The sequence below is a fragment of the Latilactobacillus fuchuensis genome (assembly GCF_900258455.1).
Classification (GTDB): domain Bacteria; phylum Bacillota; class Bacilli; order Lactobacillales; family Lactobacillaceae; genus Latilactobacillus; species Latilactobacillus fuchuensis.
The window spans coordinates 749,330-775,495 of record NZ_LT984417.1 but is presented as its reverse complement, the minus strand read 5'-3'; the positions used below and the strand labels follow the sequence as shown (position 1 = coordinate 775,495).

The 26,166-nt window shown below is 42.5% G+C and carries 24 protein-coding genes; all 24 read right to left on the bottom strand.

Features of this window, described 5'->3' with window-relative positions:
- Positions 1–16: 16 nt before the first annotated feature.
- The 24 genes from uvrA to ftsE all read right to left on the bottom strand — a co-directional run bounded on the left by uvrA (position 17) and on the right by ftsE (position 26,114).
- Complete coding sequence (gene uvrA / locus LFUMFP_RS03605) at positions 17–2,866, bottom strand: excinuclease ABC subunit UvrA (RefSeq protein ID WP_025083411.1); 2,850 nt, start codon at positions 2,864–2,866, stop codon at positions 17–19.
- A 12-nt stretch (positions 2,867–2,878) separates the two neighbouring features.
- On the bottom strand, positions 2,879–4,882 hold the full coding sequence (gene uvrB, locus LFUMFP_RS03600; RefSeq protein ID WP_025083410.1) for an excinuclease ABC subunit UvrB: 2,004 nt from the start codon (positions 4,880–4,882) through the stop codon (positions 2,879–2,881).
- A 138-nt stretch (positions 4,883–5,020) separates the two neighbouring features.
- The gene (locus LFUMFP_RS03595) at positions 5,021–5,659 is read right to left on the bottom strand and encodes a YfbR-like 5'-deoxynucleotidase (RefSeq protein ID WP_025083409.1); all 639 of its coding nucleotides are present in this window, start codon (positions 5,657–5,659) and stop codon (positions 5,021–5,023) included.
- A 106-nt stretch (positions 5,660–5,765) separates the two neighbouring features.
- Positions 5,766–7,490 (bottom strand): phospho-sugar mutase, encoded by a 1,725-nt coding sequence (locus LFUMFP_RS03590; RefSeq protein WP_025083408.1) that lies wholly within the window; start codon positions 7,488–7,490, stop codon positions 5,766–5,768.
- Positions 7,491–7,817: 327 nt separating this feature from the next.
- Positions 7,818–8,738 carry a thioredoxin-disulfide reductase gene (gene trxB / locus LFUMFP_RS03585; RefSeq protein ID WP_025083407.1) on the bottom strand — a complete coding sequence of 307 codons (921 nt, stop codon included), beginning with the start codon at positions 8,736–8,738 and terminating at the stop codon, positions 7,818–7,820.
- A gap of 85 nt (positions 8,739–8,823) precedes the next feature.
- Positions 8,824–9,234: a tetratricopeptide repeat protein gene (locus tag LFUMFP_RS03580; protein ID WP_025083406.1), complete on the bottom strand. Its 411-nt coding sequence runs from the start codon at positions 9,232–9,234 to the stop codon at positions 8,824–8,826.
- Between the two features lie 365 nt (positions 9,235–9,599).
- Positions 9,600–10,622, bottom strand: coding sequence for an NAD(P)H-dependent glycerol-3-phosphate dehydrogenase (locus LFUMFP_RS03575; protein WP_025083405.1), 1,023 nt, complete (start codon positions 10,620–10,622; stop codon positions 9,600–9,602).
- An 18-nt stretch (positions 10,623–10,640) separates the two neighbouring features.
- Positions 10,641–11,471: a prolipoprotein diacylglyceryl transferase gene (gene lgt / locus LFUMFP_RS03570; RefSeq protein ID WP_025083404.1), complete on the bottom strand. Its 831-nt coding sequence runs from the start codon at positions 11,469–11,471 to the stop codon at positions 10,641–10,643.
- Between the two features lie 116 nt (positions 11,472–11,587).
- Positions 11,588–12,526 carry an HPr(Ser) kinase/phosphatase gene (gene hprK / locus LFUMFP_RS03565; protein WP_025083403.1) on the bottom strand — a complete coding sequence of 313 codons (939 nt, stop codon included), beginning with the start codon at positions 12,524–12,526 and terminating at the stop codon, positions 11,588–11,590.
- A 663-nt stretch (positions 12,527–13,189) separates the two neighbouring features.
- Positions 13,190–13,540, bottom strand: a complete 351-nt coding sequence (locus LFUMFP_RS03560; protein ID WP_025083402.1) for a phage holin family protein — start codon at positions 13,538–13,540, stop codon at positions 13,190–13,192.
- Positions 13,540–13,830 (bottom strand): SND2/TMEM208 family protein, encoded by a 291-nt coding sequence (locus LFUMFP_RS03555; protein WP_025083401.1) that lies wholly within the window; start codon positions 13,828–13,830, stop codon positions 13,540–13,542. Before LFUMFP_RS03555 ends, LFUMFP_RS03560 begins: the two co-directional genes overlap by 1 nt.
- Entirely contained in the window at positions 13,830–14,066 is a 237-nt protein-coding gene (locus tag LFUMFP_RS03550) for a PspC domain-containing protein (protein WP_025083400.1), read from the bottom strand. Before LFUMFP_RS03550 ends, LFUMFP_RS03555 begins: the two co-directional genes overlap by 1 nt.
- A gap of 25 nt (positions 14,067–14,091) precedes the next feature.
- On the bottom strand, positions 14,092–15,576 hold the full coding sequence (liaX, locus tag LFUMFP_RS03545; RefSeq protein WP_025083399.1) for a daptomycin-sensing surface protein LiaX: 1,485 nt from the start codon (positions 15,574–15,576) through the stop codon (positions 14,092–14,094).
- Positions 15,577–15,800: 224 nt separating this feature from the next.
- Entirely contained in the window at positions 15,801–16,478 is a 678-nt protein-coding gene (gene phoU, locus LFUMFP_RS03540) for a phosphate signaling complex protein PhoU (protein WP_035439089.1), read from the bottom strand.
- A 17-nt stretch (positions 16,479–16,495) separates the two neighbouring features.
- The gene (pstB, locus tag LFUMFP_RS03535) at positions 16,496–17,254 is read right to left on the bottom strand and encodes a phosphate ABC transporter ATP-binding protein PstB (RefSeq protein ID WP_025083397.1); all 759 of its coding nucleotides are present in this window, start codon (positions 17,252–17,254) and stop codon (positions 16,496–16,498) included.
- Positions 17,255–17,274: 20 nt separating this feature from the next.
- Entirely contained in the window at positions 17,275–18,084 is an 810-nt protein-coding gene (gene pstB / locus LFUMFP_RS03530) for a phosphate ABC transporter ATP-binding protein PstB (RefSeq protein ID WP_025083396.1), read from the bottom strand.
- A 9-nt stretch (positions 18,085–18,093) separates the two neighbouring features.
- Complete coding sequence (gene pstA, locus LFUMFP_RS03525; RefSeq protein WP_025083395.1) at positions 18,094–18,978, bottom strand: phosphate ABC transporter permease PstA; 885 nt, start codon at positions 18,976–18,978, stop codon at positions 18,094–18,096.
- On the bottom strand, positions 18,978–19,901 hold the full coding sequence (gene pstC, locus LFUMFP_RS03520) for a phosphate ABC transporter permease subunit PstC (protein ID WP_025083394.1): 924 nt from the start codon (positions 19,899–19,901) through the stop codon (positions 18,978–18,980). Before pstC ends, pstA begins: the two co-directional genes overlap by 1 nt.
- A 10-nt stretch (positions 19,902–19,911) precedes the next feature.
- Entirely contained in the window at positions 19,912–20,772 is an 861-nt protein-coding gene (locus LFUMFP_RS03515; protein ID WP_056950083.1) for a phosphate ABC transporter substrate-binding protein PstS family protein, read from the bottom strand.
- A gap of 96 nt (positions 20,773–20,868) precedes the next feature.
- Entirely contained in the window at positions 20,869–22,533 is a 1,665-nt protein-coding gene (pnpS, locus tag LFUMFP_RS03510) for a two-component system histidine kinase PnpS (RefSeq protein ID WP_106483079.1), read from the bottom strand.
- A complete protein-coding gene (locus LFUMFP_RS03505; RefSeq protein ID WP_025083392.1) occupies positions 22,526–23,233 on the bottom strand; it encodes a response regulator transcription factor in 708 nt (235 codons plus the stop codon). Before LFUMFP_RS03505 ends, pnpS begins: the two co-directional genes overlap by 8 nt.
- A 20-nt stretch (positions 23,234–23,253) precedes the next feature.
- Positions 23,254–24,390, bottom strand: coding sequence for a PDZ domain-containing protein (locus LFUMFP_RS03500; protein ID WP_025083391.1), 1,137 nt, complete (start codon positions 24,388–24,390; stop codon positions 23,254–23,256).
- Positions 24,391–24,559: 169 nt separating this feature from the next.
- Entirely contained in the window at positions 24,560–25,447 is an 888-nt protein-coding gene (gene ftsX / locus LFUMFP_RS03495; RefSeq protein ID WP_025083390.1) for a permease-like cell division protein FtsX, read from the bottom strand.
- Positions 25,437–26,114: a cell division ATP-binding protein FtsE gene (gene ftsE, locus LFUMFP_RS03490; RefSeq protein WP_408609870.1), complete on the bottom strand. Its 678-nt coding sequence runs from the start codon at positions 26,112–26,114 to the stop codon at positions 25,437–25,439. The genes ftsX and ftsE overlap by 11 nt, the downstream gene beginning before the upstream one ends.
- Positions 26,115–26,166 lie beyond the last annotated feature (52 nt).

The window sequence follows — 26,166 nt, the reverse complement described above, 5'->3', positions numbered from 1 at the left end:
AAGTCAGAGTGTTAAATTATTGATCTGCTAATGTTCGTTGCATGTCGCGTTTTAGAATTGGCTTTAAATATTGCCCTGTATAACTATCGGCTACTTCGGCAATTTCTTCCGGTGTCCCAGTCGCGACGATTGTCCCGCCTTTGTCGCCACCTTCAGGGCCTAAGTCAATCACATAATCGGCAGTCTTGATTACGTCTAGGTTATGTTCAATCACTAAAATCGTATTGCCTTCGTCAACTAACCGTTCCAAAACAACTAATAGGCGTTTGATATCATCGGTGTGCAAACCAGTGGTCGGTTCATCCAAGATGTATAAATTTTTACCTGTTGATTGTTTTTGGAGTTCCGCTGCTAACTTCATCCGTTGGGCTTCCCCACCGGAAAGTGTCGTGGCCGATTGACCTAACGTCACGTACCCTAAACCGACATCGACAATGGTTTGTAATTTACGCGCAATCTTCGGAATGTTTTCGAAGAAGGCCGTGGCTTCTTCAACTGTCATCGCTAAAATCTGCGCGATATTTTTACCTTTGTAAACGACTTCCAACGTTTCAGAATTATAACGGCTACCATGACAAACTTCACAAGGCACGTAGACGTCTGGCAAGAAATTCATCTCAATCTTAATAATCCCGTCACCCTTACAAGCTTCACAGCGACCGCCTTTAACGTTAAAACTAAAGCGGCCCTTCTTGTAACCGCGTAACTTTGCTTCATTAGTTTGGGCAAATAAGTCCCGCATGTTATCGAAGACACTCGTATAGGTTGCCGGATTACTCCGCGGTGTCCGACCGATTGGACTTTGATCGATATCAACCAATTTTTCAATATTTTGATAACCGGTCAGTGTTTTATATTGACCCGGTTTCGCCGAATTGCGGTTAATCTTTTGCGCCAATGCTTTCTTTAAAATCGTATTCACTAACGTTGATTTACCAGAACCGGAAACCCCCGTGACCGCAATAAAATCACCTAACGGAAAATCAACGGTTAAGTCTTTCAGGTTATTTTCAGCCGCACCGGTCACCCGCAATTTCTTCCCGTTGCCTTTACGGCGCTTCAACGGTACTGGCACGTATTCTTTACCCGCTAAATACCGACCCGTTAACGACTTCGGATTTTGTTCAACCTCGGTTGGGGTCCCCGCAGCCATCACGTGACCACCCAATTCACCGGCGCCGGGTCCGATATCAATCAGATAATCGGCTGCGCGCATCGTATCCTCATCATGTTCAACGACGATTAACGTATTCCCTAAATCACGCATCTTCTTTAATGAACCAATTAATCGGTCGTTGTCGCGTTGATGCAAACCAATCGACGGTTCATCTAAGATGTAGAGTACACCGGATAAGTTAGAACCGATTTGAGTCGCCAAACGAATCCGTTGAGCTTCCCCGCCGGATAACGTCCCAGCCGAACGACTAAGCGTTAAATAATCCAAACCAACATTCATCAAGAAGGTCAAGCGATCGTGGACTTCCTTCAAAATTGGTTTCGCAATCATACTATCTTTTTCAGATAATGTTAAAGCTTCAAAGAATGGTAACGCCTCTTTAATCGCATTCGCAGACACGGCCGCAATATCTTGACCACCAACCTTAACCGATAAGGCTTGGCGATTTAAACGCGCGCCATGACAAGTTTGGCAAGTTAATTCAGTCATGTAGGTCCGCATCTGAGTCCGCGTGAAATCACTGTTAGTTTCGCGATAACGCCGATTAATATTACTGATGACCCCTTCAAACGGCACATCCACATCGCGAACGCCACCAAAATCATTTTCATAATGGAAATGGAATTCTTTGCCTTGGGAGCCGTTTAAAATGAGCTCTTTTTGTTTGGGCGTTAACTTGCTAAATGGCCGATCCATATCGATTTTAAACGAGGTACACGCCTGTTCTAACATCTGTGGATAATATTGGGAACTAATCGGATTCCACGGTGCAATCGCGCCTTCTCGCAACGTCTTAGTGGTATCTGGAATCACTAAATCAGTATCAACTTCTAGCTTGAGGCCCAAACCATCACATTCAGGACACGCCCCAAACGGTGCGTTAAATGAGAAGAGTCTTGGTTCTAATTCACCCACCGTAAAGCCACAGACTGGACACGCATAATGTTCAGAGAAGAGTAGTTGTTCACCATCAATCACGTCCGCAGTCGCGTAACCTTCAGATAACCGTAAAGCCGCTTCGAACGAATCAAATAAACGAGAACGAATGCCCTCTTTAACGACAATCCGATCCACGACAATATTGATATCATGTTTTTTATTCTTATCCAATTCAATCTCGGTACTAACGTCCATGACTTCGCCGTCAACTTGAACCCGCACATACCCTTCACGTTGAATCTTTTCAAAAACTTTTTTATGTTGACCTTTTTTAGCGCGAATAATCGGCGACATAATCTGTAACTTCGTCCGTTCAGGCAATGCTAAAACCCGATCAACCATCTGTTCAACCGATTGACTGCTAATTTCAGTGCCATCGTTGGGACAGATTGGATGACCGACCCGCGCCCACAACAAACGCAGATAATCATTGATTTCGGTCACTGTGCCGACCGTTGAACGTGGATTTTTGGAGGTCGTTTTTTGATCAATTGAAATCGCTGGACTCAACCCATCAATCGAATCGACGTCCGGTTTATCCATCTGACCTAAAAATTGACGCGCATACGCTGATAAACTTTCAACGTAGCGCCGTTGTCCTTCCGCGTATAAGGTATCAAACGCCAAGGAACTCTTCCCTGAACCAGATAAACCGGTAATGACGACCAGTTTGTCCCGCGGAATCGTGACATCAATATCCTTTAAATTATGCGCCCGCGCGCCGTGAATAACGATCTTATCGTTTGCCATATTCTACCTCTTTTAATCAATTTCACTCTTTAATTCTAGAATCGTATCCCGCAAAGTAGCGGCTTGTTCAAAGTCGAGTTTCTTAGCAGCCGTTCTCATTTGTTCCGTTAAACGTTCAACCATTTCACGTTTTTCAGCCTTCGACATACTATCGAAATCAACCTCATTGGTCATCTTAATATCTTCAGGATGATCGACCGATTGCACAACTGAAATCGCATCACGAACCGGTTTAATGATCGTAGTTGGTGTCACGTCATGTTTTAGATTATAAGCTTCTTGAATTTCACGGCGCCGTTTGGTTTCACTAATCGCCCGTTTCATTGAATCTGTCACTTTATCCGCGTACATAATCACTTCACCATGCGCGTTTCGAGACGCCCGCCCAATGGTTTGAATCAAGGAACGATCACTGCGTAAGAAGCCTTCTTTATCCGCATCTAAAATCGCGACTAACGACACTTCAGGCACGTCAATCCCTTCACGCAACAAGTTAATCCCGATTAAGACGTCAAACTTGCCCAAACGTAAATCGCGGATAATTTCAGTTCGTTCTAAGGTTTTAATATCACTGTGTAGATAACGGACTTTAACGCCTAACTCTTTCAGATAATCGGTTAAATCTTCGGCCATCTTCTTGGTTAACGTCGTAATAAAGACCCGTTCATCTTTTTCAACTCGCTGATTAATCTCGCCGACTAAATCGTCAATCTGGCCCATAATTGGCCGGACCTCGATATTCGGATCTAATAAGCCGGTTGGTCGAATAATCTGATCGATTTGCAAATCGGTTTGTTCCGCTTCGTAAGGTCCTGGCGTTGCGGAAACGTACATAATCTGATTGACGTGTTTCTCAAATTCAGGCAAGGTTAATGGCCGATTATCCAACGCACTTGGCAAACGAAAACCGTAATCGATCAACATCTGTTTCCGCGCGCGATCGCCGTTATACATCCCACGAATCTGCGGCATCGTCACATGCGATTCATCAATCATCATGATGAAATCTTTGGGGAAGAAATCGATCAAGGTATAGGGTGGTTCGCCAGCTTGGCGGTCTTCCATATGGCGTGAATAATTTTCAATCCCGGAACAATAACCCATCTCTTGCATCATTTCTAAATCATAATTAGTGCGTTGTTCGAGTCGTTGGGCCTCCAGTAATTTATTTTCAGCATTCAACGCTTTCAAACGGTCAGCTAACTCCGCCTTAATACTCTCAATGGCTCGTTCCATTTTTTCATCATTAGTCATAAAATGGGTCGCTGGGAAAATCGCCACATGCTGGCGCTCCCCTAATACTTCACCGGTCAAGGCATCCACTTCAACGATCCGATCAATCTCATCGCCAAAGAATTCAACGCGCATGGCGTGATCATCACGCGATGCTGGGAAAATTTCAACAACATCACCACGGACCCGGAAGCGGCCCCGTTGGAAATCGATATCATTGCGTTCGAACTGAATATCGACTAATTGGCGCAATAAATCGTTACGTTCAATCGTCATCCCCGGCCGTATCGATAAAACATGATCTTGATATTCTTTAGGATCACCCAAACCAAAGATACATGAAACCGACGCAATCACAATCACATCGTTGCGTTCCAACAATGAACTCGTGGCTGAATGGCGCAATTTATCAATTTCATCATTGATGCTCGAATCCTTTTCAATATAGGTATCACTGGAAGGTACATAGGCTTCCGGTTGATAATAATCATAATAACTCACGAAATATTCGACGGCATTATCCGGGAAGAATTGTTTAAATTCACCGTATAGTTGGCCGGCCAAAGTTTTATTATGCGAGATAATTAGCGTTGGCTTATTTAAATTCTTAATCACGTTCGACATTGTAAAAGTCTTACCAGTCCCAGTTGCGCCCATCAACACTTGCGCCTTAGCACCCGCTTCAAAATTCTTAGTCAGGGTCTCAATGGCCGCCGGTTGGTCCCCAGCTGGCTCATAAGGGGCCACTAATTTAAATTGGTTATTCTCTTGTCGATCAATCATCAAAAGCCTCCAGTCCAATTATGCTCGCGACAAAAGAAGTTTGGACAATAAATTGCCCAAACTCTCCTTAAATCGTCTGATGTTCTTTAAGTCATTCACTATTCTAACATACCGAACATATTTTCGCCACACTTACGATTAAGCCTGGTTTGATAGGGTTTGACGGACCAATTGGGTTAACTTACCGCGGTCCGCAAAATCCTCACTCAAGAGATCAGGTAGCATTTCTTGAATGAAATAACGCGCGCTGGCGAGTTGTTGATAACGCATAATCGTTTTAAGACTTTCCGCAAAAATTTCGAGGAAGGCATTTTCTGGATTACCCTTTTCAATTTCGCCAAATGACTCGTATAAGAGATCAATTTTATCAGCGACTGATAGGAGTTGGCCTTCTAAAGTTTCATCTTTACCTTCGCTCAAACGTCGGCGATACCGTTCTTGTAAAAAATCTGGAATTTCATTATTGATAAAGTTATCGGTTAACGAACTTTCAACGTTCGCTAACATTTGTCGCAATTCTTGGGTCGCATATTTAACCGGCGTCTTAATGTCACCGATGAAGCGTTCCGTATAATCGTGATTCAAAGCCCGTTCGTACAACACTTGCCATTTCACTTCTTGGCCGCTTTCTTCTTCGATATCCCCTAAGAGTTGCGCAATTTCAGCGACTTTAAAAGAATGCGATGCAACCGAATGTTCTTGGTACTTAAACAACCCTGGTGCCCGTCTGATGGTCTCTAAACTATTTAACCCTTGTAAATACTGATGCATGCCCATTCTTAAATTCCTCCATTCTTACAAAAATAGACCGACTCATTATGCAGTCCGCCTATTCGTTGAATCTATTATAGATAATCTGACATTAAAAGTAAATCAGTAACCCTTATTTAACGAGTTTTTGAATCGCTTTTTCAAAGTTGGCTAATTTCAAATCGGCCGTTGCTTCATCATCCGCTTGTGTCCCGACATAGAACTTCACTTTAGGTTCAGTCCCACTAGGGCGAATCGCAATCCAAGTACCATCTTCAAGATGATATTTCAAAACGTTTGAACTTGGTAAGTTGATGACTTCACTGTGACCATCCGCAAACGTTTCGGTTTGTGCTTGGAAGTCTTCAGCAGAAGCCACTTTAATCCCAGCAAATTCAACCGGACTTTCTTGACGGCATTTAACCATCAAGTTGGCCATTTGTTGTGGGCCGTCAACGCCTTCAAAATCAATGGCAGTCGTTTGTTCAGCGTAGTAGCCATATTCAGCATATAATTCTTGAATACCGTCATACAACGTCTTACCGTTTGATTTATAGTAAGCGGCCACTTCAGCTAACAAGACCAACGTTTGAATCGCATCTTTATCACGTACGAATGGTTTAACTAAATAACCGTAACTTTCTTCAAAGCCAAACATGAACGTATTCTCGCTTGTCTCTTCAAAATGTTGAATTTGTTCAGCAATAAATTTGAAGCCCGTTAAGACATCAATCATCTTGACGTTGTAACTAGCGGCAATTTTAGTCGCTAATTCAGTTGAAACGATTGATTTAACAGCGGCCGCGTTAGCGGGTAGTGTCCCCGCATCTTTGCTGGCTTGTAAAATATAGCGCAACAGAACTGAGGCAATTTGGTTCCCCGTCATCAATTGATAACTACCGTCTGGTTGGCGCACAGCGGCCCCTAACCGGTCAGCATCGGGATCAGTGGCAATCAATAAATCGGCTTGTTGTTTCTGGCCAAGTTCAATCGCCATATCAAACGTTTGTGGAAATTCAGGATTAGGGAATGGCGTTGTTGAAAATTCAGGATCAGCAATCGCTTGTTCTGGCACCATCGTGAATTGTTCAAACCCAGCTTGGCGTAAGGCCCGTTCGCCTAAGACTTTCCCAGTCCCGTGGAGTGGTGTGTAAATTAAAGACATCGTTTTACCGACTGTATCGACTAATTCTTGGTTAATCGTGACTTTCTTGACTTCAGCTAAGTACGCTTGATCGACATTTTCACCGATTAACGTCATTAACCCGGCTTCGCGTAGTGGTGATTCATCCGCTACTTCAATCGCGAATAAATCGGTCACCTTACGGATATAATCCGTAATCATGTCGGATTCTTTAGGTGGCATTTGGGCGCCATCTTCGCCGTAAATCTTGTAACCATTATATTGTTTTGGGTTATGACTCGCCGTAATCATGATGCCGGCATAGGTGTTTAAATGCCGAACAGTAAATGATAGTTCTGGTGTTGGACGAAGCGCATCAAAGACAAACGAAGGAATTTGATGTTGGCCTAACACGCGAGCTGCTTCATGTGCAAAGGTTTCTGATTGGTAACGTGAATCGAAACTAATCGCCACCCCGCGTTTTTTAGTCGCATCAGGTAAAGTTTCCATAAACTGCGCTAAACCCTCAGTGGCTTGGCGGACAGTGTAGATGTTCATACAATTAATCCCAGGGCCTAAGAGTCCCCGCATGCCGGCTGTTCCGAATTCCATTGGCACACTAAAAGCACGTTCGAGCGCTTCTTGGTCGTTCGCCATTTCAGTTAATGTTTTTTGTAACGCTAAATCCATGACAGGTTGTTGCTGCCAAACTGCATAATTATCTTGCCAACTCATGTTGTAACCCCCGAATGTAATCTAAAATATCGAATTAATTATACCATAATCAACCGCTTTCCTCTGCCACTAGCCCTAATTTAATCGAACTTTTACTTTCTGAACACCTAGACCAATCAAAAAAAGCGGCAAGCCTCTTAATGTTAAGAGACTTGCTGCTTTTTGTTAAGAGACTTGCTGCTTTTTGTTAATGCTCAGTTGCTGATTGCAACCCAAGCTGACCTTTCCGCCTAACTACAAAATTGCCCACATGATTAAAATTCAAATCATATGGACAATTTTTAGGTTATGCTCAAGGTCAACCTGCTTGGGTGAGCACTTATTTTATTAGATACTTTGAATATATTTAAAGACTTCTTGGCCTGCTATGCCGCCGTCACCTACTGCTGTTGTGATTTGACGGAGGTCTTTTTCGCGGACATCACCAATTGCGTAAATGCCAGGGACTTTTGTGGCCATGTGGTCGTCCGTTTTAATCCAACCCGCATCCGTTAAAATACCTAAATCTTTAAAAGCGGACGTCATTGGTTCGATACCGACATAGATGAAAACGCCGCTAGCATCGATTTGACGCGCTTCGCCAGTTTCTTTATCAGTATAAGTCACGCCACTGACTTTCTTATCATCGCCCTCGATAGTTTGCATTTGAGCGTTCCAGATAAAATACATCTTATCATTATCAAAAGCACGTTGTTGCAGAATTTCTTGCGCGCGTAATTGATCACGACGGTGAATCACAGTGACTTTGCTTGCCAACTGCGTTAGGTAAATCCCTTCTTCAATGGCTGAATCCCCGCCACCAATGACAACGACTTCTTTATTCTTGAAAAAGGCACCATCACAAACCGCACAGTATGATACACCACGGCCACTATAAGTATCTTCACCAGTTGCCCCTAATTTTTTATGTTCAGAACCCGTTGCAATAATGATCGCACGGCCTTCAAAATCACCTTGATCAGTATGCACTAGTTTAGTCTCGCCTTGGTCTTCAATACTCGTGACCGTGCCGTAACCATATTCAGCACCAAATTGTGTTGCACTGGCGTACATTTTTTCGCCTAATTCGGGGCCTAAAATTGATTTAAAGCCAGGATAATTCTCAACCTCAGCGGTGTTATTCATTTGACCACCATAAATCCCGCGGTCTAACATCAATACTGATAAATTCGAACGTGACGCGTATAGCGCGGCAGTCATCCCACCAGGCCCTGCACCAATCACAATTACATCATAACTTTTAGTCATCTTAATAATCCCCTTACTTTTCAGAAGTGTTTATTTACTCTAAGCTAATCTTACCCGCTCTTAAAAAAAAAGTCCACCAAACTGTTTACCAGTTTGACGGACTCGTCTTTTTCAACTCTTGCAACAAGTCAGTTGCTTCAGTTGCAAAATCTAAATCACCACTCTGCAGATAGGCCGTTGCGAGTTGAAAACTAGCCTGCATCTGATCTAAAAATGCATAAGCCGTCGCCAGAAAATATTGAATCTCCGGATGACTTTGGTAATTGGCGACTGGAATTTCTTCCAGTGCCGCCACCGCATTCTGATACTGACCGACCGACTCCAAACAAATCGCTAGCTGACAAATAACAAAGATATAATCATCTTTCGTTTTTGCTAACGTTTTGGCTTGTTGCAAACAATTTAAGGCTTTCGTGTACTGAAACCGTTCAAAAGCTTGCATGCCACGGTCAAAATAAAATTCACAAGTTGGTCTGATTGTTACCAAATCACCCATAAAGTAATCGGTTCTCCTTTAGTCCATTTCGTTCAACTAAAGATTATAATAACACAGATTTTTAACGAGCGCGATACAGATTTAAGATGATTCCGGTTTCTATTTGCACGCACTTAAAAATAAACTGGGCATCGTGAGTAAAGAACACTCATAACACCCAGTTCAGAAGCTACCCGTGAACTCCAGCACTTCGATTTTAACGTGCTTCTCAGCCAACTTATTCCGTCTAGCTACAAATCGGGAACTATGACTAAAATCCGTCATACTTCCCGATTCTAGGCTATACTCAGAAGTTTAACGGCTGAGTTAGGCACTTCGATCTTAACGTGCTTTTGAGTTACAACAACTTCCGCAACTCAACACACTTAGTTAAAGTCTATTTCTGGTTTGCCTGAGCGTTGCATTAAATTGCCAATTTCAGTTTTAATATCACAATCACGATATAGGACATTATAAATCGCTGTCGTGATTGGCATTTCAACTGAACGTTGTTGGGCTAATTCGTAGGCCGCTTTACAGGTTGCAACCCCTTCGACGACCATGCCCATATTTTCAAGGACTTCTGGTAGTTTTTGGCCTTGGCCTAACGCGTTACCCGCACGCCAGTTACGGGAATGCACACTAGTCCCAGTGACGATTAAATCGCCAACACCTGATAACCCGATAAAGGTTAACGGGTTAGCGCCCATCGCGACACCAAGACGAGAAATTTCAGCTAAGCCCCGCGTCATTAGAGCGGCCTTCGTGTTGTCACCATAACCTAGGCCGTGTAACGCACCGGCGCCTAGCGCAATCACGTTCTTCAAAGCCGCACCCATTTCAACACCAACAACATCGGTATTGGTGTACAAGCGGAAATAATCGTTCATAAAAATTTCTTGAACCCATTCAGCTTGCGCAAGATCAGTTGAAGCGGCCGTTAACGTTGTAATATCTTTCATCGCAACGTCTTCCGCATGGCTAGGACCTGATAAAACGACAATTCCGTTACGAACGTCTACCGGAATCGTTTCCGTCAAGACTTCAGAAATCCGCTTATGCGTCCCTTGTTCTAGGCCTTTAGAGGCCGTGACAATCACTGGTTTAACTTGTTTAGCTGCTAAAACAGGTGCAATTTGTTCAGCTACTTGTCGGATTACTTGCGTTGGGATGACGAATAAAACAACGTCAACTTGTTCAAACGCTTCATCCAAATCTAAAGTAGCGTGTAGTTGTGGATTAATTTTAAAATCGGGTAAATAATGTTTATTCGTATGTTGCTCATTAATTTCAGCCACTTTTTCAGCGTCGTTGCCCCATAATTCAACGTGATGGCCATTTTCGACTAATAAATTGGCTAAGATTGTGCCCCATGAGCCGGCACCTAAAACTGCAATATTAACTGTCATAATTTAATTTTCTCCTCTTTAATATCTCTGCGTTAAATTGCCGGCTAAATAGTCAGGCACTTGTTTTTGACGGCGCCGCCAAATCCAAACCGCGATTGCGCCAATTAATAAGACAATCGACACAATTTGAGAAACTCTTAATGGTCCTAAGTATAAACTATCGGTCCGCATCCCTTCAACAAAGAAGCGACCAAACGCGTACCACATAATATAACTGAGTAAAATTTCACCTTGTTTAAACCAACCGGTCCGATGACGAATACTCATTAAAATCGCAAACCCAATGAGGTTCCAGACCGATTCGTATAAGAACGTTGGTTGTCGATAACTGCCATCAATTAACATCTGTTGAATCAACCAATTCGGTAAATGCAATTGTTGTAAGAAGTGTAATGACGTCACGCCACCATAGGCTTCTTGATTCATAAAATTACCCCAGCGTCCAATTGCTTGGGCCAACATAACCGTTGGTGCGGCGATATCTAAAATCAACCACGCCGACAACGCATGATTCCGACAATAAATAATGAAGACAATCGATGCCGCAATTAAACCACCATAAATCGCAATACCACCGTGCCAAATCTTAATAATTTCGCCCGGATTAGCTTGATAATAAGGCCATTCAAAAATAACGTAGTATAGACGCGCGCCAATTAATGAAAAGGGTAACGCCCATAAAATCAAATTTAAAATATCATCTTCACTCACTCGGCGACGCTTTGCTTCTTGCAAGGCTAATGCCACTGCCAAGACAACCGCAGTCGCAATAATCACGCCGTACCAATGAATCTCAAGTGGTCCCAACTGTAGCGCAATCGGATTCAATGCACCTACTAATAAATTCAAAGTCATCGCTCCTTAATCCACAAAAAAACTAGATTGATTACTGTTTCTTTTAACAGTATAGCTCAATCTAGCCAATTGACCTACCAAAATAGGTCATTTTTTCTATTTTTTAAAGTCTAATCTTCATCAGAATTGGATTCAATTAACTTCCCTAAATTCGCTTCAAAGGTCTTCGTCGCATCATAGCCCATTGAACGTGCCCGGAAGTTCATCGCAGCCACTTCAATGATGATTGCCAAGTTCCGACCCACTTTAACGGGAACGGTAATCTTAGGCACTGGGACATCGAAAATCAATTGTTCTTCGGTATCCGAACCTAAACGATCATATTTCTTATCTTGATCCCAGTTTTGAAGATTAACAATCAATGAAATGGACGTTTCGGCACGCACTGCACCGGCACCAAAGAGGTTCATGACATCGATAATTCCAATCCCACGAATCTCTAATAAGTGTCGTAAAATCGCAGGGGCTTCGCCGACGACCGTTTGTTCATCTTGTTGGTAAACATCAACACGATCATCAGCAATCAATCGGTGGCCCCGTTTAACGAGTTCCAAAGCGGTTTCACTCTTACCAACACCAGAGTCACCCGTAATCAAAACGCCAAGACCATAAATATCGACTAAAACACCGTGCATTGAGCGCCGTTCAGCCAATTGACCATCTAAATAATCCGTGATTAAACTCGATAACCGGGTGGTTGGTAATGACGACCCTAAAACTGGAATCCCAACTTCAGCCGCTGCTGTTAACATTTCAGCAGGCGCCTCTAAACCCCGAGAAATTAGAAAACAAGGCGTGTCTTCAACTGACATCCGCCGCATAATCATTAACCGCTCTTCCGGTGTCATATTCTTCGTAAATGAGACTTCAGTCCGGCCAAATAATTGCACCCGTTCATGTGGGTAATAATTGAAATAACCCGTTAATTCTAGCCCTGGACGCGAGATATCACTCAGAGTCACAACGCGGTCTTTTAAATGATCTTCACCTGAATAAACCTGCAGTTTAAGATCCTTTACTAATTTTTCAATTGAAACACTATCAGCCATGATGTACCGTCCTTCTCTTTCACTTATACCTACTATCATATTGCTTTTAGGTCCTTTTTTCAACATTAATGTAGGCGTTTTCTAAAAGTTATTTAAAAGTGTCTGTCTCATCTGGTATTAAATGCCAGTCCAATCTAAAATGTAATTGATAACGTGCTTCTCAAGTAACCTTTTCCGGTTAACTACAAAATCAGCGTTATGATTCAAAGTACAAATCATAATGCTGATTTCTAGGTTAATCCTCAGAGCCTGACCAACTTGAGTGAGTACTCAGACTATAACGTGCTTCTACCGATAAGTTTCTGTGCTTAGCTACGTCTGGCAAACAAAGTCCATAGTACGGCCTTTATTCACCAGACTAGGCTAATGCTCAAAACTTGAACATCGGTAGTTAGCACTCATTTTAAATAACGTGCTTTTGGGCTGCAACAACTTCCGCTTAACCTAAAATTCCCAATTATCTTAAAAACCAAGATAACTGGGAATTTTCTGTTAATGCTCAGTTGCTGACCGCAACTCAACGCACTTATTTTGTTTAACGTGCTTTTGATTGCAACAACTTCCGTCTAATCTAAAATTTCCAATTAATCTAAATTCTGATTAATTGGAAATTTTTATTAGTACTCAATTGCTAAACGCAATCAAGTCAGCACTTATTTGAACTTAATATCGTTCTCTTGAAAATTGATTGGTAATAATCGTATTCGCAAGTGATAAAATAATCGCCACGATAATCGACGCTCCGAAACTGGGGAAAACAAACCCAGTGACAAAAATCGATGTCAACTGAAGCATGATGCCATTAATCACAACGCTAAACAACCCAAGGGTTAAAAAGGTGATTGGAAATGACAACAAACTTAAAATCGGTTTAATTAAAACGTTTAAGACTGATAAGACGATACTCGCGATTAACGCGACCCAGATATTGCTAACAAAGAATAGGCTAGGCAATAATCCTGAAATCGCAATAAACAATAAGGTGTCAACTAAAACACGTGTCCAATAACGCACTAGAAATCACTCCAGTCATCATCATCCACCTTGACGTCGCGTGCTTCTTTACGCTGCCGACCACTGCTCGTTGGACGTGCTGCTGGTCGTTGCGTATGCGCATACCAATCACTTGATTGATCATGACGGTGGTGATGTCTTGGCCCCGCAATCACTCGGTAGATGACCCAGATGATTAACAAAGGCACGGCTAATTTAAAAACTAGAAAAACGGAACCGATTAATAAACCAATCAGGGCGATCCCGATTATCAGGATAATTAACGGCCATAGTAGTAATAGAAATGGCATTAGAACTCACTCCATTCATCATGAGAATCATAATCGGATCGACTTGGCTTTTCAGGAATGACTAACGCCAAGATAATGTACACAATAATCCCTGGGAATGCGGCTGAGAAAAATGAGAATAAGAAGTAAATCACCCGAACCAACGTTGGATCAACGTTGAAATATTCAGCAATCCCACCCATTACCCCAGAAATCATTCTGTTATTTTTGGATTTATATAGTCTTCTGTCTGCCATAATGTCACCATTCACTCTCTTTTAATTAATTATCGTTATCTTTTAATAAAATATTACCCGTCGTGGTACTTAAGGTCAATTGTGCAACTTCTGGCGCTTCAAAGCGCGTTAGTTGTAGCATCTGACTACCAGTACTTTGACGTTGATCAACCGTTTGAGTATTCGTCAAACGATTTTTAATCGCCCCAAACCGGGTCCGGGACTCAGCCGTTAAGCCGAGGGTTGCTGGTAAACCTAATTTAACATTACCATTAACCGACTTCGCCTTTAAATGTTGTAAACTATTTTCAGTTAATGTCGCCTTAACATCGCCATTAACAGTCGAGACACTCGCATTTAGAATTTGTGCTTTTAACACGATATTACCGTTAACAGTCGTTGCTAAGATGTCGTCATAACGGCCTTGGGTCATCGTAATGCCCCCGTTGACGTTCTCAGCTTCAACCATCGCCGCGTTGGTACTCATTAAGGTTAATTGTCCGTTAGTCGTCTTGACGTAGATGTCACGGCCTGTAAAGCCGTCTAATTCAATATCCCCGTTTAAAACCTTAACGTTGGTTTGTTGATAATTATTCGCTGGTAAGTAGAAAATTAAATCGGCTTGGATCCGTTTATTCGGCACTTGGAACACTAAGTCATCCTCAGTCACACTGATTTGGCTCCGTGCTTCAAAGGCGTCAATGGCCGTTTCTTCAGCCATCTTACCATATAGTTTGATTTGCGCCGTCACTTTAATTTCGGGTTGATCCCAAATTCTAAAGTTAACACTACCGTTAGCAACCTTGACGTTAATCATATCTGGGTGCACGTTGGGATAAACAAAATCATGTGTGAACTTTTCAGTTGCTAATCCCGGTACGCGGAAGTTAACGTCTTTCCAATCGACATTATCCATGACCGTTTTAGCGGTATTCTTCATGAATTTGCCGAATTGATTGCCGGCTTCGCCGAGTTTATCACTCAATTCATCAAACGTTTCACTGGCATTTTCTTTCCAGTCATCCGATAAGCCAAGCTTTTCGGACCATTGATTTTTAGCCATCTGGCGGCGTTCTTTTTCCAATTGATTCAATTCATCAGTCAACGTCTTGCGTTGTTCTTCTAATTCGTCAATCTGAACTTGTTTTTGTAGAATAGTGGCTTTTAAGGTTTGACGTTCGCCAGCTTTTTCGGCCGTTAAACTGTCTAAATCTTCCATCGTATCAAGTACAGTCACTTGTTCTTGATCGGCGTGCAGTCCTTGTTTTAAATCTTGCAATTGGCGGTTAACACCTGATAAAGCGACCGTTAATTCGTGCGCCTGTTCTTCAACCGCTTCTTTTTGTTTATCTTGTTTTTCTTGATTTTCTGCTGATGTTTCAGTTTCCGTTTCCGTTGGTTGGTCCTGCGTTACTGTACTTGTCGCTTGACCTTGATCGTTTTTGGCTAAATTTTCTAATAAAACTAACGCTTCTTCTGAAGTAATAATCCCTTGATTCACTAAGTCTAATATTCTTTGACGTTCATTCATTGTTTTGACCTCCATTGATCTAAAAACTGCCAACATTTTTGTTGCACTTGACTATGGTTCTATTATGCCCAGTTTCCAGTGAAATGTCATAGGTCCAAAGGTTGATTTTTAATTAGGTATCCAGCGGTATAAAAAGCCATCAAAAAAATCCGATTATCCCTAAATTCAGGATAATCGGATTTTTCTGTTAATGCTCAGTTGCTGCCCGCAACTCAACGCACTTCTTAAAAATCGTCTTCTTTAGCGTTTGAATTTAATTCGACCACTTTACCCGTTCGTAAGTAAATAATCCATTCACAGATGTTCGTCACGTAATCACCAATTCGTTCTAGATAACTAGCGACTAGCATGTAATCCATACTGCCGACGACCGTTTCTGAATCACGTTGCATTTCTTGAATACAATCATCATAGATATTATCTGAATAAGCATTGATGGCAACATCTTCTTTAGCAATCGTTAAAGCCCGTTTGCGGTCTTCTTTAACGTAAGCGTCCAATACTTCTTCAACCATCGTCTTCACTTTTTCAGCCATATCCGCGATATCTTTTTCAATATCTGGCACACGGGTATTGCCTTTGACCCGGATGGTTGATTTCGCGATGGATACCGCGTGATCGCCCATTCGTTCCAAATCAGAACTAGCCTTCATAATCGTCACAATAATCCGTAAATCGGTTGAAACCGGTTGTTGCAAAGCAATTAACTCAAAACTTTTACGTTCTAAATCCGTTTCACGTTCATTAATCTTGTAATCATCATCAATTACCTCATGGGCCAATTGCTTGTCATGATTAATAAACGCCTTAACGGATTTATAGATGGCTTCATTGACCATCATCCCCATTTCAGAAAAGCGGACATGGAGATCGTTTAGTTCATCTTCAAAAAGTCTTCTCATAATGTTTCCCTTCTTTCTTAGCCGAATCGGCCACTGATGTAATCTTCCGTTTGTTTTTCGGATGGGTTTAAGAAAATTTTCTTGGTTGGTGCGTATTCAATTAATTCACCTTGTAAAAAGAAAGCCGTCTTGTCCGAAATCCGGGAAGCCTGATGCATATTATGCGTCACCATTATAATGGTATACTGTTGGCGCAATTCTAGCAACATATTTTCAATTTTAGCACTCGAAATTGGATCTAATGCTGAAGTTGGTTCATCCATTAAGATCACTTTAGGTTTAACCGCCAAGACGCGCGCGATACACACCCGCTGTTGTTGACCACCTGAAAGTGATAATGCACTTTCGTGTAACTTATCCTTCACATCATCCCAAACAGCGGCTTGTTTCAAACTACTTTCGACCGCTTCGTCCAAGATGCGATGATCTTTAACACCGGCTAACCGCAACCCATACACGACGTTATCGTAGATTGAGAACGGAAAGGGATTGGGTTGTTGAAACACCATTCCAACCTCTTTACGTAGTTTAACGGTATCCATTTCTGGTGCGTAAATATCTTGACCGTTTAATAAAAATTTGCCAGTTACTTTGGCCGAATCAATCAAATCATTCATGCGATTTAAGCACCGCAAGTAAGTTGATTTACCGCAACCAGATGGGCCAATTAAAGCCGTAATCTCATTTTCATTAAAATCAATGTTAATGTCTTTAAGCGCCTCGTTCTTACCATAAAAAAGATGAACATCCGAGGATTCAATAATCTTATTTACCACTAGGTAAACCTCCCTAATTTCTAGCCGAAATGACCAGAAACGTAATCTTCTGCTGCTTTAATCTTAGGCCGCGTAAAGATCTTACGGGTTTCATCGAATTCCAATGCATGGCCAGAATGGAAAAAGGCCGTATAGTCACTAATCCGCGCTGCCTGTTGCATATTATGCGTGACAATGACGATTGTAAATTTTTCTTTCAATCGAATTAAGGTCTCTTCAACGGTATTCGTTGAAATGGGATCTAAAGCTGATGCGGGTTCATCCATTAACAGAATATCGGGTTTCATCGCAATTGCCCGGGCAATACAGAGCCGTTGTTGTTGGCCACCGGATAACGCCAAAGCACTCTTACCGAGCGAATCTTTGACCTGATCCCATAACGCTGCTTGTTTTAACGAGGTTTCCACAATTTCATCTAAGTATTTCTTATCCTTTTGACCGTGTTGCTTGAGGGCAAACGTGATGTTATCGTAAATTGATTTAGCGAACGGATTGGGGCGTTGGAAAACCATCCCGATATGTTCGCGCATTTTATAGACATCCACTTCGTCACTATTGATATCCACGTCACGATACATAATCTTTCCGGTCACTCTCGTGTTAGCAATATTATCATTCATGCGGTTCAAACTACGCAAGTAAGTCGACTTGCCCGAACCAGAAGCACCGATTAACGCTGTAATCCGGTAACGTTCGAATTGTAAAGATGCGTCAAACATCGCCTGTTTATCGCCATAGTAGACGTTTAAATTTTCAGTTGATAACGCAATTTCATGTTTCGTTTCCGAAAATTGTTTAATATGTGTTTTAGTTAAATCATAATCTGCCATTTATTTCTCCTATGATGCTGTCATTTTACGGTAAACATGTTTGCCAATCACACGGGCCAACCAATTGAAAAGGAGTACTGCGATGATTAAGACCGCTGAAGCGCCGGCTGAAACGGCCGAAGCATCGGGCATAATCCCTTCTGAATTAATCTTCCAGATATGGACCGCCAGGGTTTCAGCTGGTCGCATTGGATTCAGTGGACTCGAAATGTTCGCTGGATTCCAGTTCGTAAAATCTAAAACCGGGGCACTTTGACCAGCAGTATAGATCAAAGCGGCGGCTTCACCGAAAACCCGACCCGCACCCAGAATCATCCCGGTAATAATATTTGGTAAAGCTTCTGGAATAATGACGTGTTTCACCGTTTCGTAACGGGATAACCCTAAAGCAAGTCCCGCTTCTCGTTGTGTGAAATGAATTGATTTTAGGGCATCTTCGACGTTCCGGGTTAATAACGGTAAATTAAAGACCGTCAACACTAACGCCCCTGCTAAAATTGAAAAGCCAAATTTAAATTGGATGACAAAGACTAAGAAACCGAATAACCCAACCACGACCGATGGCAATGAGCTCAACACTTCAATTGCCGTCCGAATCACATTGGTGACCCAATTCTTAGGCGCGTATTCAGCCAAGTAAATACCGGCACCAATTGATAACGGTACTGAAATAATCATTGATAAGAGCAATAAATAAAATGAATTAAAGAGTTGAATCCCGATCCCACCGCCCTTTGTAAAGGTTTGCGATGGTTTAGTCAAAAAGCCCCAAGTCACGTGTGGCAAGCCTCGAACTAAGATATAGCCGAGCAGACTAGCCAATAATAAGACGATAAAGCCGGCAATTGCCGTTAATACGCCTGTTGCAATTTTATCCCATTTTTTAGCATCCATTAGCGACTAATTGCTCCCTTCCGACCGATTAAACGAACCAGTAAGTTAAACATGAGTGACATTAATAATAAGAGTAAAGCTAATGACCATAAAGCGTTATTAGCGAGTGAGCCCATAACCGTGTTCCCGATTCCCATGGTCAAGACACTGGTTAGCGTCGAGGCTGGTGTAATCAAGTTGTGCGGTAACAAGGCCGCATTCCCAATCACCATTTGAACCGCTAACGCTTCACCAAAGGCCCGCGCCATCCCGAAAACAACCCCGGTTAAAATACCAGGTGTCGCTGCACGTAAGACAACTTTCCACGTTGTTTGCCAACGCGTTGCCCCTAAGGCCAACGATGCTTCTCGATAATAACGTGGGACGCTCTTGAGCGCGTCGACCGTCATCGACGTCACCGTTGGTAAAATCATCACGAATAAGACGCAGGTTCCGGCTAAAATCCCAAAACCACTGCCCCCAAAAACCGTTCGGACAGCGGGAACAATCACTGATAACCCAATGAACCCGTAAACAACGGATGGAATGCCGACTAGCAATTCCATGACGGGTTGTAAGATTTTTTCGCCCCGTTTAGGTGAAATTTCAGTCATGAAGATTCCGGCACCAATCGCAAACGGTGTCGCTAATAATGCCGCTAAGAAGGTGACCCCAAATGAGCCTAAAATCATGGGTAATGCGCCAACTTCTGGCCGACCATGACTATCTTTCAGACTTGGATTCCAACTACTCTGTGTTAAGAATCGGCCTAGGTTGACCTTGTCATGAAAGAACGTTGCTAACCCTTTAGACGCCACAAAATAGAAAATGGCTAATACGATAAAGACAATCAAGCTAATGCAAAACAAACTCAATAGTTTCCCACGCGTTTCACTTTTAGCCGCTCTTGATTTTTTTAATAAACTTGCTTTAATTGGATCCATCTTCGACCACCTACTTAACCTTCGTAATTGTGCCAGTCACTGACCGTTCAACTTGCATCTGTGAAACAGGAATATAACCCATCTTACCGACTTGTTTGTTCTGCACTTCATCCGATAAAACGTATGCCAAGAATTTCTTCGTTAAACCAGTTGGTTGGCCCTTTGTATAAACATGTTCATACGACCAAATTGGCCAAGCATTCTTAACCACGTTGGCATCGGTTGGCGCGATGCCGTCTAACTTAAGAGTCGCGACCGTCTTATCCACGTAAGAAAAGGCTAAGTAACTGATTGCCCCTGGCGTATTGGCCACGATTGACCGCACCATCCCAGTTGAATCTTGTTCTTGAGCTGGTTTCGTTTTACGTTTTTTCATGACCCATTGTTCAAACGTCGTCCGCGTGCCGCTACCCTGTGCTCGGTTAATAATCACGACCGCTTGATTGGGGCCACCAACTTGTTTCCAGTTGGTAATTTCACCGCTAAAAATTTGGGCTAATTGTGTCAACGTTAAATTCTTAACCCCTAATTGTTTATTGACGACTGGTGTAATTCCCACAACCGCCACTTTATGATCGACTAATTGATCGGCCTTAATCCCGGCCTTTTCTTCTGCAAATAAATCTGAATTGCCCATTTGAACGGCGCCTTCTTGAATCTGGCTGAGGCCAGTGCCGGAACCGCCACCTTGGACGTTAATAAATTGACCTGAATGTTGCGCACTATATTCTTCAGCTAGCGCTTCAATTAAAGGCTGCAATGCTGACGAACCAACCGCCGTAACTGATTGGCCATTTTGTTTTGATTGGCATCCCGCCAGTAGCATCAAACTGCAAGCTACTAAAAATCCAATTACACCACGTTTGCGCATCATAAATCCTCCACGAATTCCATTTAAAACATCGATATCTTTATTATAAAAAATGATTGTAAAATCTAATACCGCTCAATGTAAATTTTGTGTAAATCACTGATTGGGTAACGTTAAAATAAATTCACTACCGACGCCTAGTTGGCTTTCAACCGTCAACTGACCGCCTAGACTTTCCGTTAGTTCTTTGGCAATCGCTAACCCTAAACCGGTCCCACTCTTATGGGTCGCACGAGCTTGATCGACTCGGTAGAAGCGTTCAAAGATTCGATCTTGTAAATCACTCGGAATCCCCTGACCAGAATCGACCACCCGAATCTCAATTTGCTGCATGGCATTTTGTTCAGCAGTAATCACGAGCGAACCGGCTGGTTTATTGTACGTAATGCCGTTCGCGATTAAATTCTTCATAATCTGGTTAAATTTCATTTTCTGAATCCGAATTTGTAAATCGGCCGGTATTTCAACCGAGACGTGTAACGCTTTTTTCTGAATCTTTTGTTGGAGCAATAATAGGTTTTGTTCAATCACTGGTTTAATCAATAGCGGTTGCGCCTTAATCTGTTCTTTTTGATCTAAATGCGACAACGCTAAAATATCCTGAATCAACGCCGTTAGACGCGTACTTTCGTCATAAATAATCTGCAAAAATTGTTGTAAGGTGGCTGGGTCATCCTTGGCCCCCGCTAACAAGGTCTCCGCAAAACCAGTAATCGCGGTCACCGGTGTTTTCAATTCATGACTCACATTGCTGACAAAATCGAGTTGCATCTGTTCAACCCGCCGGATATCGGTTAAATCGTACAGGATGACCAACGCTTGAAATTTAGACTTAACGGTATTCAGTTGGACCACGTTCGCGTCAACAAACCGTTCCTGGTTTTGAATCAATTGAATCTCTTGATGATGGCTACGCCGATGTCTGAAAGTATGTTCAATCATCCGCGTTAATTCATACGTTTTAATATCATCAATATACGGGTGTTTCCGATCCTCAATCTGCGTTTCTAACAGTTCGCCAATCGCTTCGTTGTGTAAGACGACCTGCCGCGCTTCATTAATCACCATGACGCCAACCGGCAGATGGTCGATTAACCGGTCAAAACTGCCCTGTTGAATCGCAATTTTTTGGCGCATATGGCGCATATCACCGTTTAATTTATTAATCTCGTCCGCTAAAACATATAACGAGGCGTCTCGCTGGAAAATAATCGGTTCTGGTAACTCCTCATGTCGGATATGGTGAATATTGGCCACCAGAATTTTCAAATGCGTTGCAAATCGGCGTCGATGTTGCCAAAACTTCAATAAGATTAAACCGCAAATGATGAGATACAAACTCGTCAACGTCAACGCAAAAGTGGGCCAAGTCTGCCAAAAGCGGTGTTGTGCGGTCACTAGGACAAAGGCCGTCTTTTTAGTTTGATACCGGTAGAATAGGTAAGATTGCCCACTGACTTTTTGAACCATTTGGGTATCCTCGGTCGATCGCTCCCGATTTAAAATGTCATTGGCAGTTTTTTGCAGTTTTGTTTTTTGTGCAGATTGTTCCGTCACCACTTCTAACTGGTTTTGAACCAACCATTTTTGGGCCTGAAAATCTGGTTGTTTATGTAACAGGGCATAATCCGCCCCTCGTGCCGCTAAAGTGGTCATTTGTTGGCGTTTGACTACCGAATTAAACGTCATCATTAAAGCTATGTAAATAGCCACTAAAATCGTGGCTATTCTGTAAAATCTGATTTGATCATGCTTAGTCATGGTTGGGATCCTCCAATTGATAACCAAAACCACGGACTGTTTTTAAGTAACCGGGATGGCGCGGATCATCTTCTATTTTTTCACGTAAATGACTGACTTGAATATCGACCATGCGCGTTTCTGCTGGATAATCGAACCCCCAAACCGCATTTAAAAGCTTCTCCCGACTTTGAACCTTATTGACTCGGTGCATAAAATACGCCAATAATTCAAATTCTTTCGGGGTTAAATGTAATTTATGATTATTCTTTTTGGCAATCACTTCGGTTTCATCGACCGTTAAAGTGCCAACTTGTAAAATAGTCGCAACTGGTTCATCGGTCGGTTGCGCGGTAGTTTGCGTCCGCCGTTCAATCGCCCGAATCCGCGCGATAATTTCCCGGGGGCTAAACGGTTTAGTGACGTAATCATCAGCACCAATTTCTAGGCCAACAATCTTGTCCGTTTCGCTATCTTTGGCCGTCAAAATCATAATTGGGGTCGCTAGTTTGGCTTCCCGAATCTTTTTGGTGACGGCAATCCCATCTAATTTAGGTAACATTAAATCCAAAATAATGAAATCAAACGGTTGTTGCAACGCCATCTCGAGGGCCATTGCGCCGTCGGTTGCCGTCATCACCTTAAAATGCTCTTGTTCCAAATTATATCTTAATAACGTCAAGATTGCCGGTTCATCATCTACGACTAAAATATTTTTCATCAAGTCCACCCTTTATCTACTTAATTCTCTGGGAATAAAATAACACCTAATTCGTGTGGCGCATCTGCAAAGACCGCACTCTCCGTAATTCGGTACTCACCTTGCAAGTCTTGAACCTTCAAATGACAATAGGTTGGTTGACTTTGAATTGCTTGATAAAAATTTTCGTTATTTGAAACCGGTAACCCATTACATTCAACAATCACATCACCAACCGTCAATTGCATTTTAGCAGCGGGGGTTGCTGTTTGAACCCCTAAAACCCGAACGCCTTGATACGGTTTGGTGAAATATAACCGTTTTTCACCTGCTTTTAGTTTACCTAAACGCCATTGTAAAACAAAACCACCTAACAATGCAATCATGACGGCCCAGATTGCAAACTGCGGTACGACGACACTGATTAGGCCTAATATGAGACTCAGCACGCCCAATTGGATTTGGCGTTTAACCGAACGTTGGACTAAAACAGACATTAAGACTTGGACCGCTTTAAACGAAAAACCCAATAATAACGGCAAAATCACAATGCTATAAGTCGTTTGTCCAATATGTAAAACCGGCCAGAAAGTCCAATCTGGTAAATTCAAAGTCCCTGGGACGAGAAAGAAGACGGGGGCTAAATAAACTTGCCGACTGGTAAAAATTGCCGTCAACCGGCCCCGTTGACTCTCAATCACGTTGGGGGTCGTCAGTTTGCCGGCGTCTTTTCTTTGTAACCAACCGGTGGCAAAAGCAACCAAGCCGATGACGATTAATAATTCGGCTAATAATTGATTGGTATCGGCTGATTGGTATTGGGGCCAAATCAGTGGCAATCCCCAATAAACCACCGCACTCACCAATAAAATTGTCGTGGCGTTTAAGCGATGACTGATACCCATCAAGGCGATAATGGCAATAATCTGATAGACTAACCACCATTCTAGATTAACCGCCACTCCCAATAACAGCGTGACACAACTAATCCCTAATCCCGCTAATAAACCATGCCCTATGAAATAACGGACTTCCGACCACCGCGGATTAATCGCCATTCTGAATACACGTCGTTCGGCACGCACCCGATAGCGGGCCAAGCCAATCGCCATGATAATCGTCAACCATAACAACGGCGATGTGAGTAATACCCATCCAATTTCACTTAGTGTCTCCATACCCTCTAAACCTCCAACCGGTCATTTGGTGCCATTTAAGTTGCTATTCTTCATTAGTATAGCATTTTGCCCCCTTAACTGCCTAGTGCTCGCTGAAATCTTCGTATTAAAAACAAATAGCGTCACATCCCTAACCTAGGATACGACGCTATCATATTAACTATATAATCTAAATTTTAAGGAATCGACGCATTGAGATGACAGAACCTAAGGCCCCAATCACAATCCCAATCACAGCCATCGTCAAATCAAGTTCAAATAGGAACATCCCTGGTTTCAACAACGAATAGCCGGCTGAAGCCATGCTGATCGCCATATGCCGGTAAACCCAACCGTAACCAATATCGACCACTAGAATCGGAATAACGACCCCTAACAAACCAGTCCAAGCCCCTTCCAAAAGGAAAGGCCAGCGAATATAACTGTTAGTTGCCCCAACCAAGCGCATAATTCCAATTTCATCACGTCGTGACAAAATCGTGATCCGAATCGTATTGGAGATTAAGAAGACTGCGACAAACAATAAGAGAATTGTAAAACCAATCCCCCAACGACGAACACCAGACATGACGCTAAAGAGTTTCTTCGCGTTATTGCCACCATAAGTCGCATCGTAAACGTGTTTTAACTGTTTCGCTTTCTTAGCAACTTTAATTGTTTGTGTTGGTTTAGTCGTGCTAACCGTATAGACATCGTACAATGGATTGTCGTCACCGGTGAACATCTTGAATGATTGACCGTAACTGCCAACTACTTTATTTAATTCTTTTTTACGACTTGAATAGGTCACGTCTTTAACGGAAGCCATCTTTTCAAGTTTCTTTTGCAATTGATCTTTTTGTTTCGTTGTCGTACCACGTTCAATCATGACCCGAACGTGAACGTCATTTTCAATATCTTTAGAAATCTTATTGAAGTTGAAAATCATGGCGAAGAAAATCCCGACCAATAATAATGTCACTGTTACGGCACTAACTGCGGCAACTGACATCCAACCATTTCGTCTTAAACTTTTAAAACTATCATCTAAATGGCGCTTAATTGTTCTAGTCTTCATAGCCATATTCACCTTCTTTTTCATCACGAACTAAACGACCATCTTCGATTGCAAGCACCCGATGCGTCCGTTCATTGACCATTTGTTTATTGTGGGTTGCCATTAAGACAATGGTCCCTTTTTTGTTGATGGCTTCTAAGATATCCATAATGCCTTCTGATGTTTCGGGATCTAAATTACCGGTTGGTTCATCGGCAATCAAGACTTCTGGCCGGTTGACGATGGCGCGAGCAACGGCTACCCGTTGTTGTTCCCCACCAGATAATTCATTCGGAAAACGTCGAATTTCACCCTTTAGGCCGACCATTTCAAGCACTTCTAGAACCCGTTCTTTAATTTCTTGAGGTTCCACTTCAATTACTTCCATGGCGTAAGCAATATTTTCAAAAACCGTTAGACGTGGTAGTAATTTGAAATCTTGGAAAACGACACCCATCTTCCGACGAAGATAGGGAACATCACGATCCTTCATAGCAATCAAATCGAAACCGGCGACACTAATTGCACCGCTAGTTGCTCTTAACTGATGGTACAGCATCTTAATGAATGTTGATTTACCCGCACCACTTGGGCCGACAATGTAAGTAAATTCGCCGGGTTCAATGGTTACTGATAAATCTTTAATCGCCGTCACACCGTTTGCGTATTTCTTTGACACATGCGTCATTTGAATCACTGGGGGACACTCCTTTAATATTTGTCAATTAATTTCTACTGTG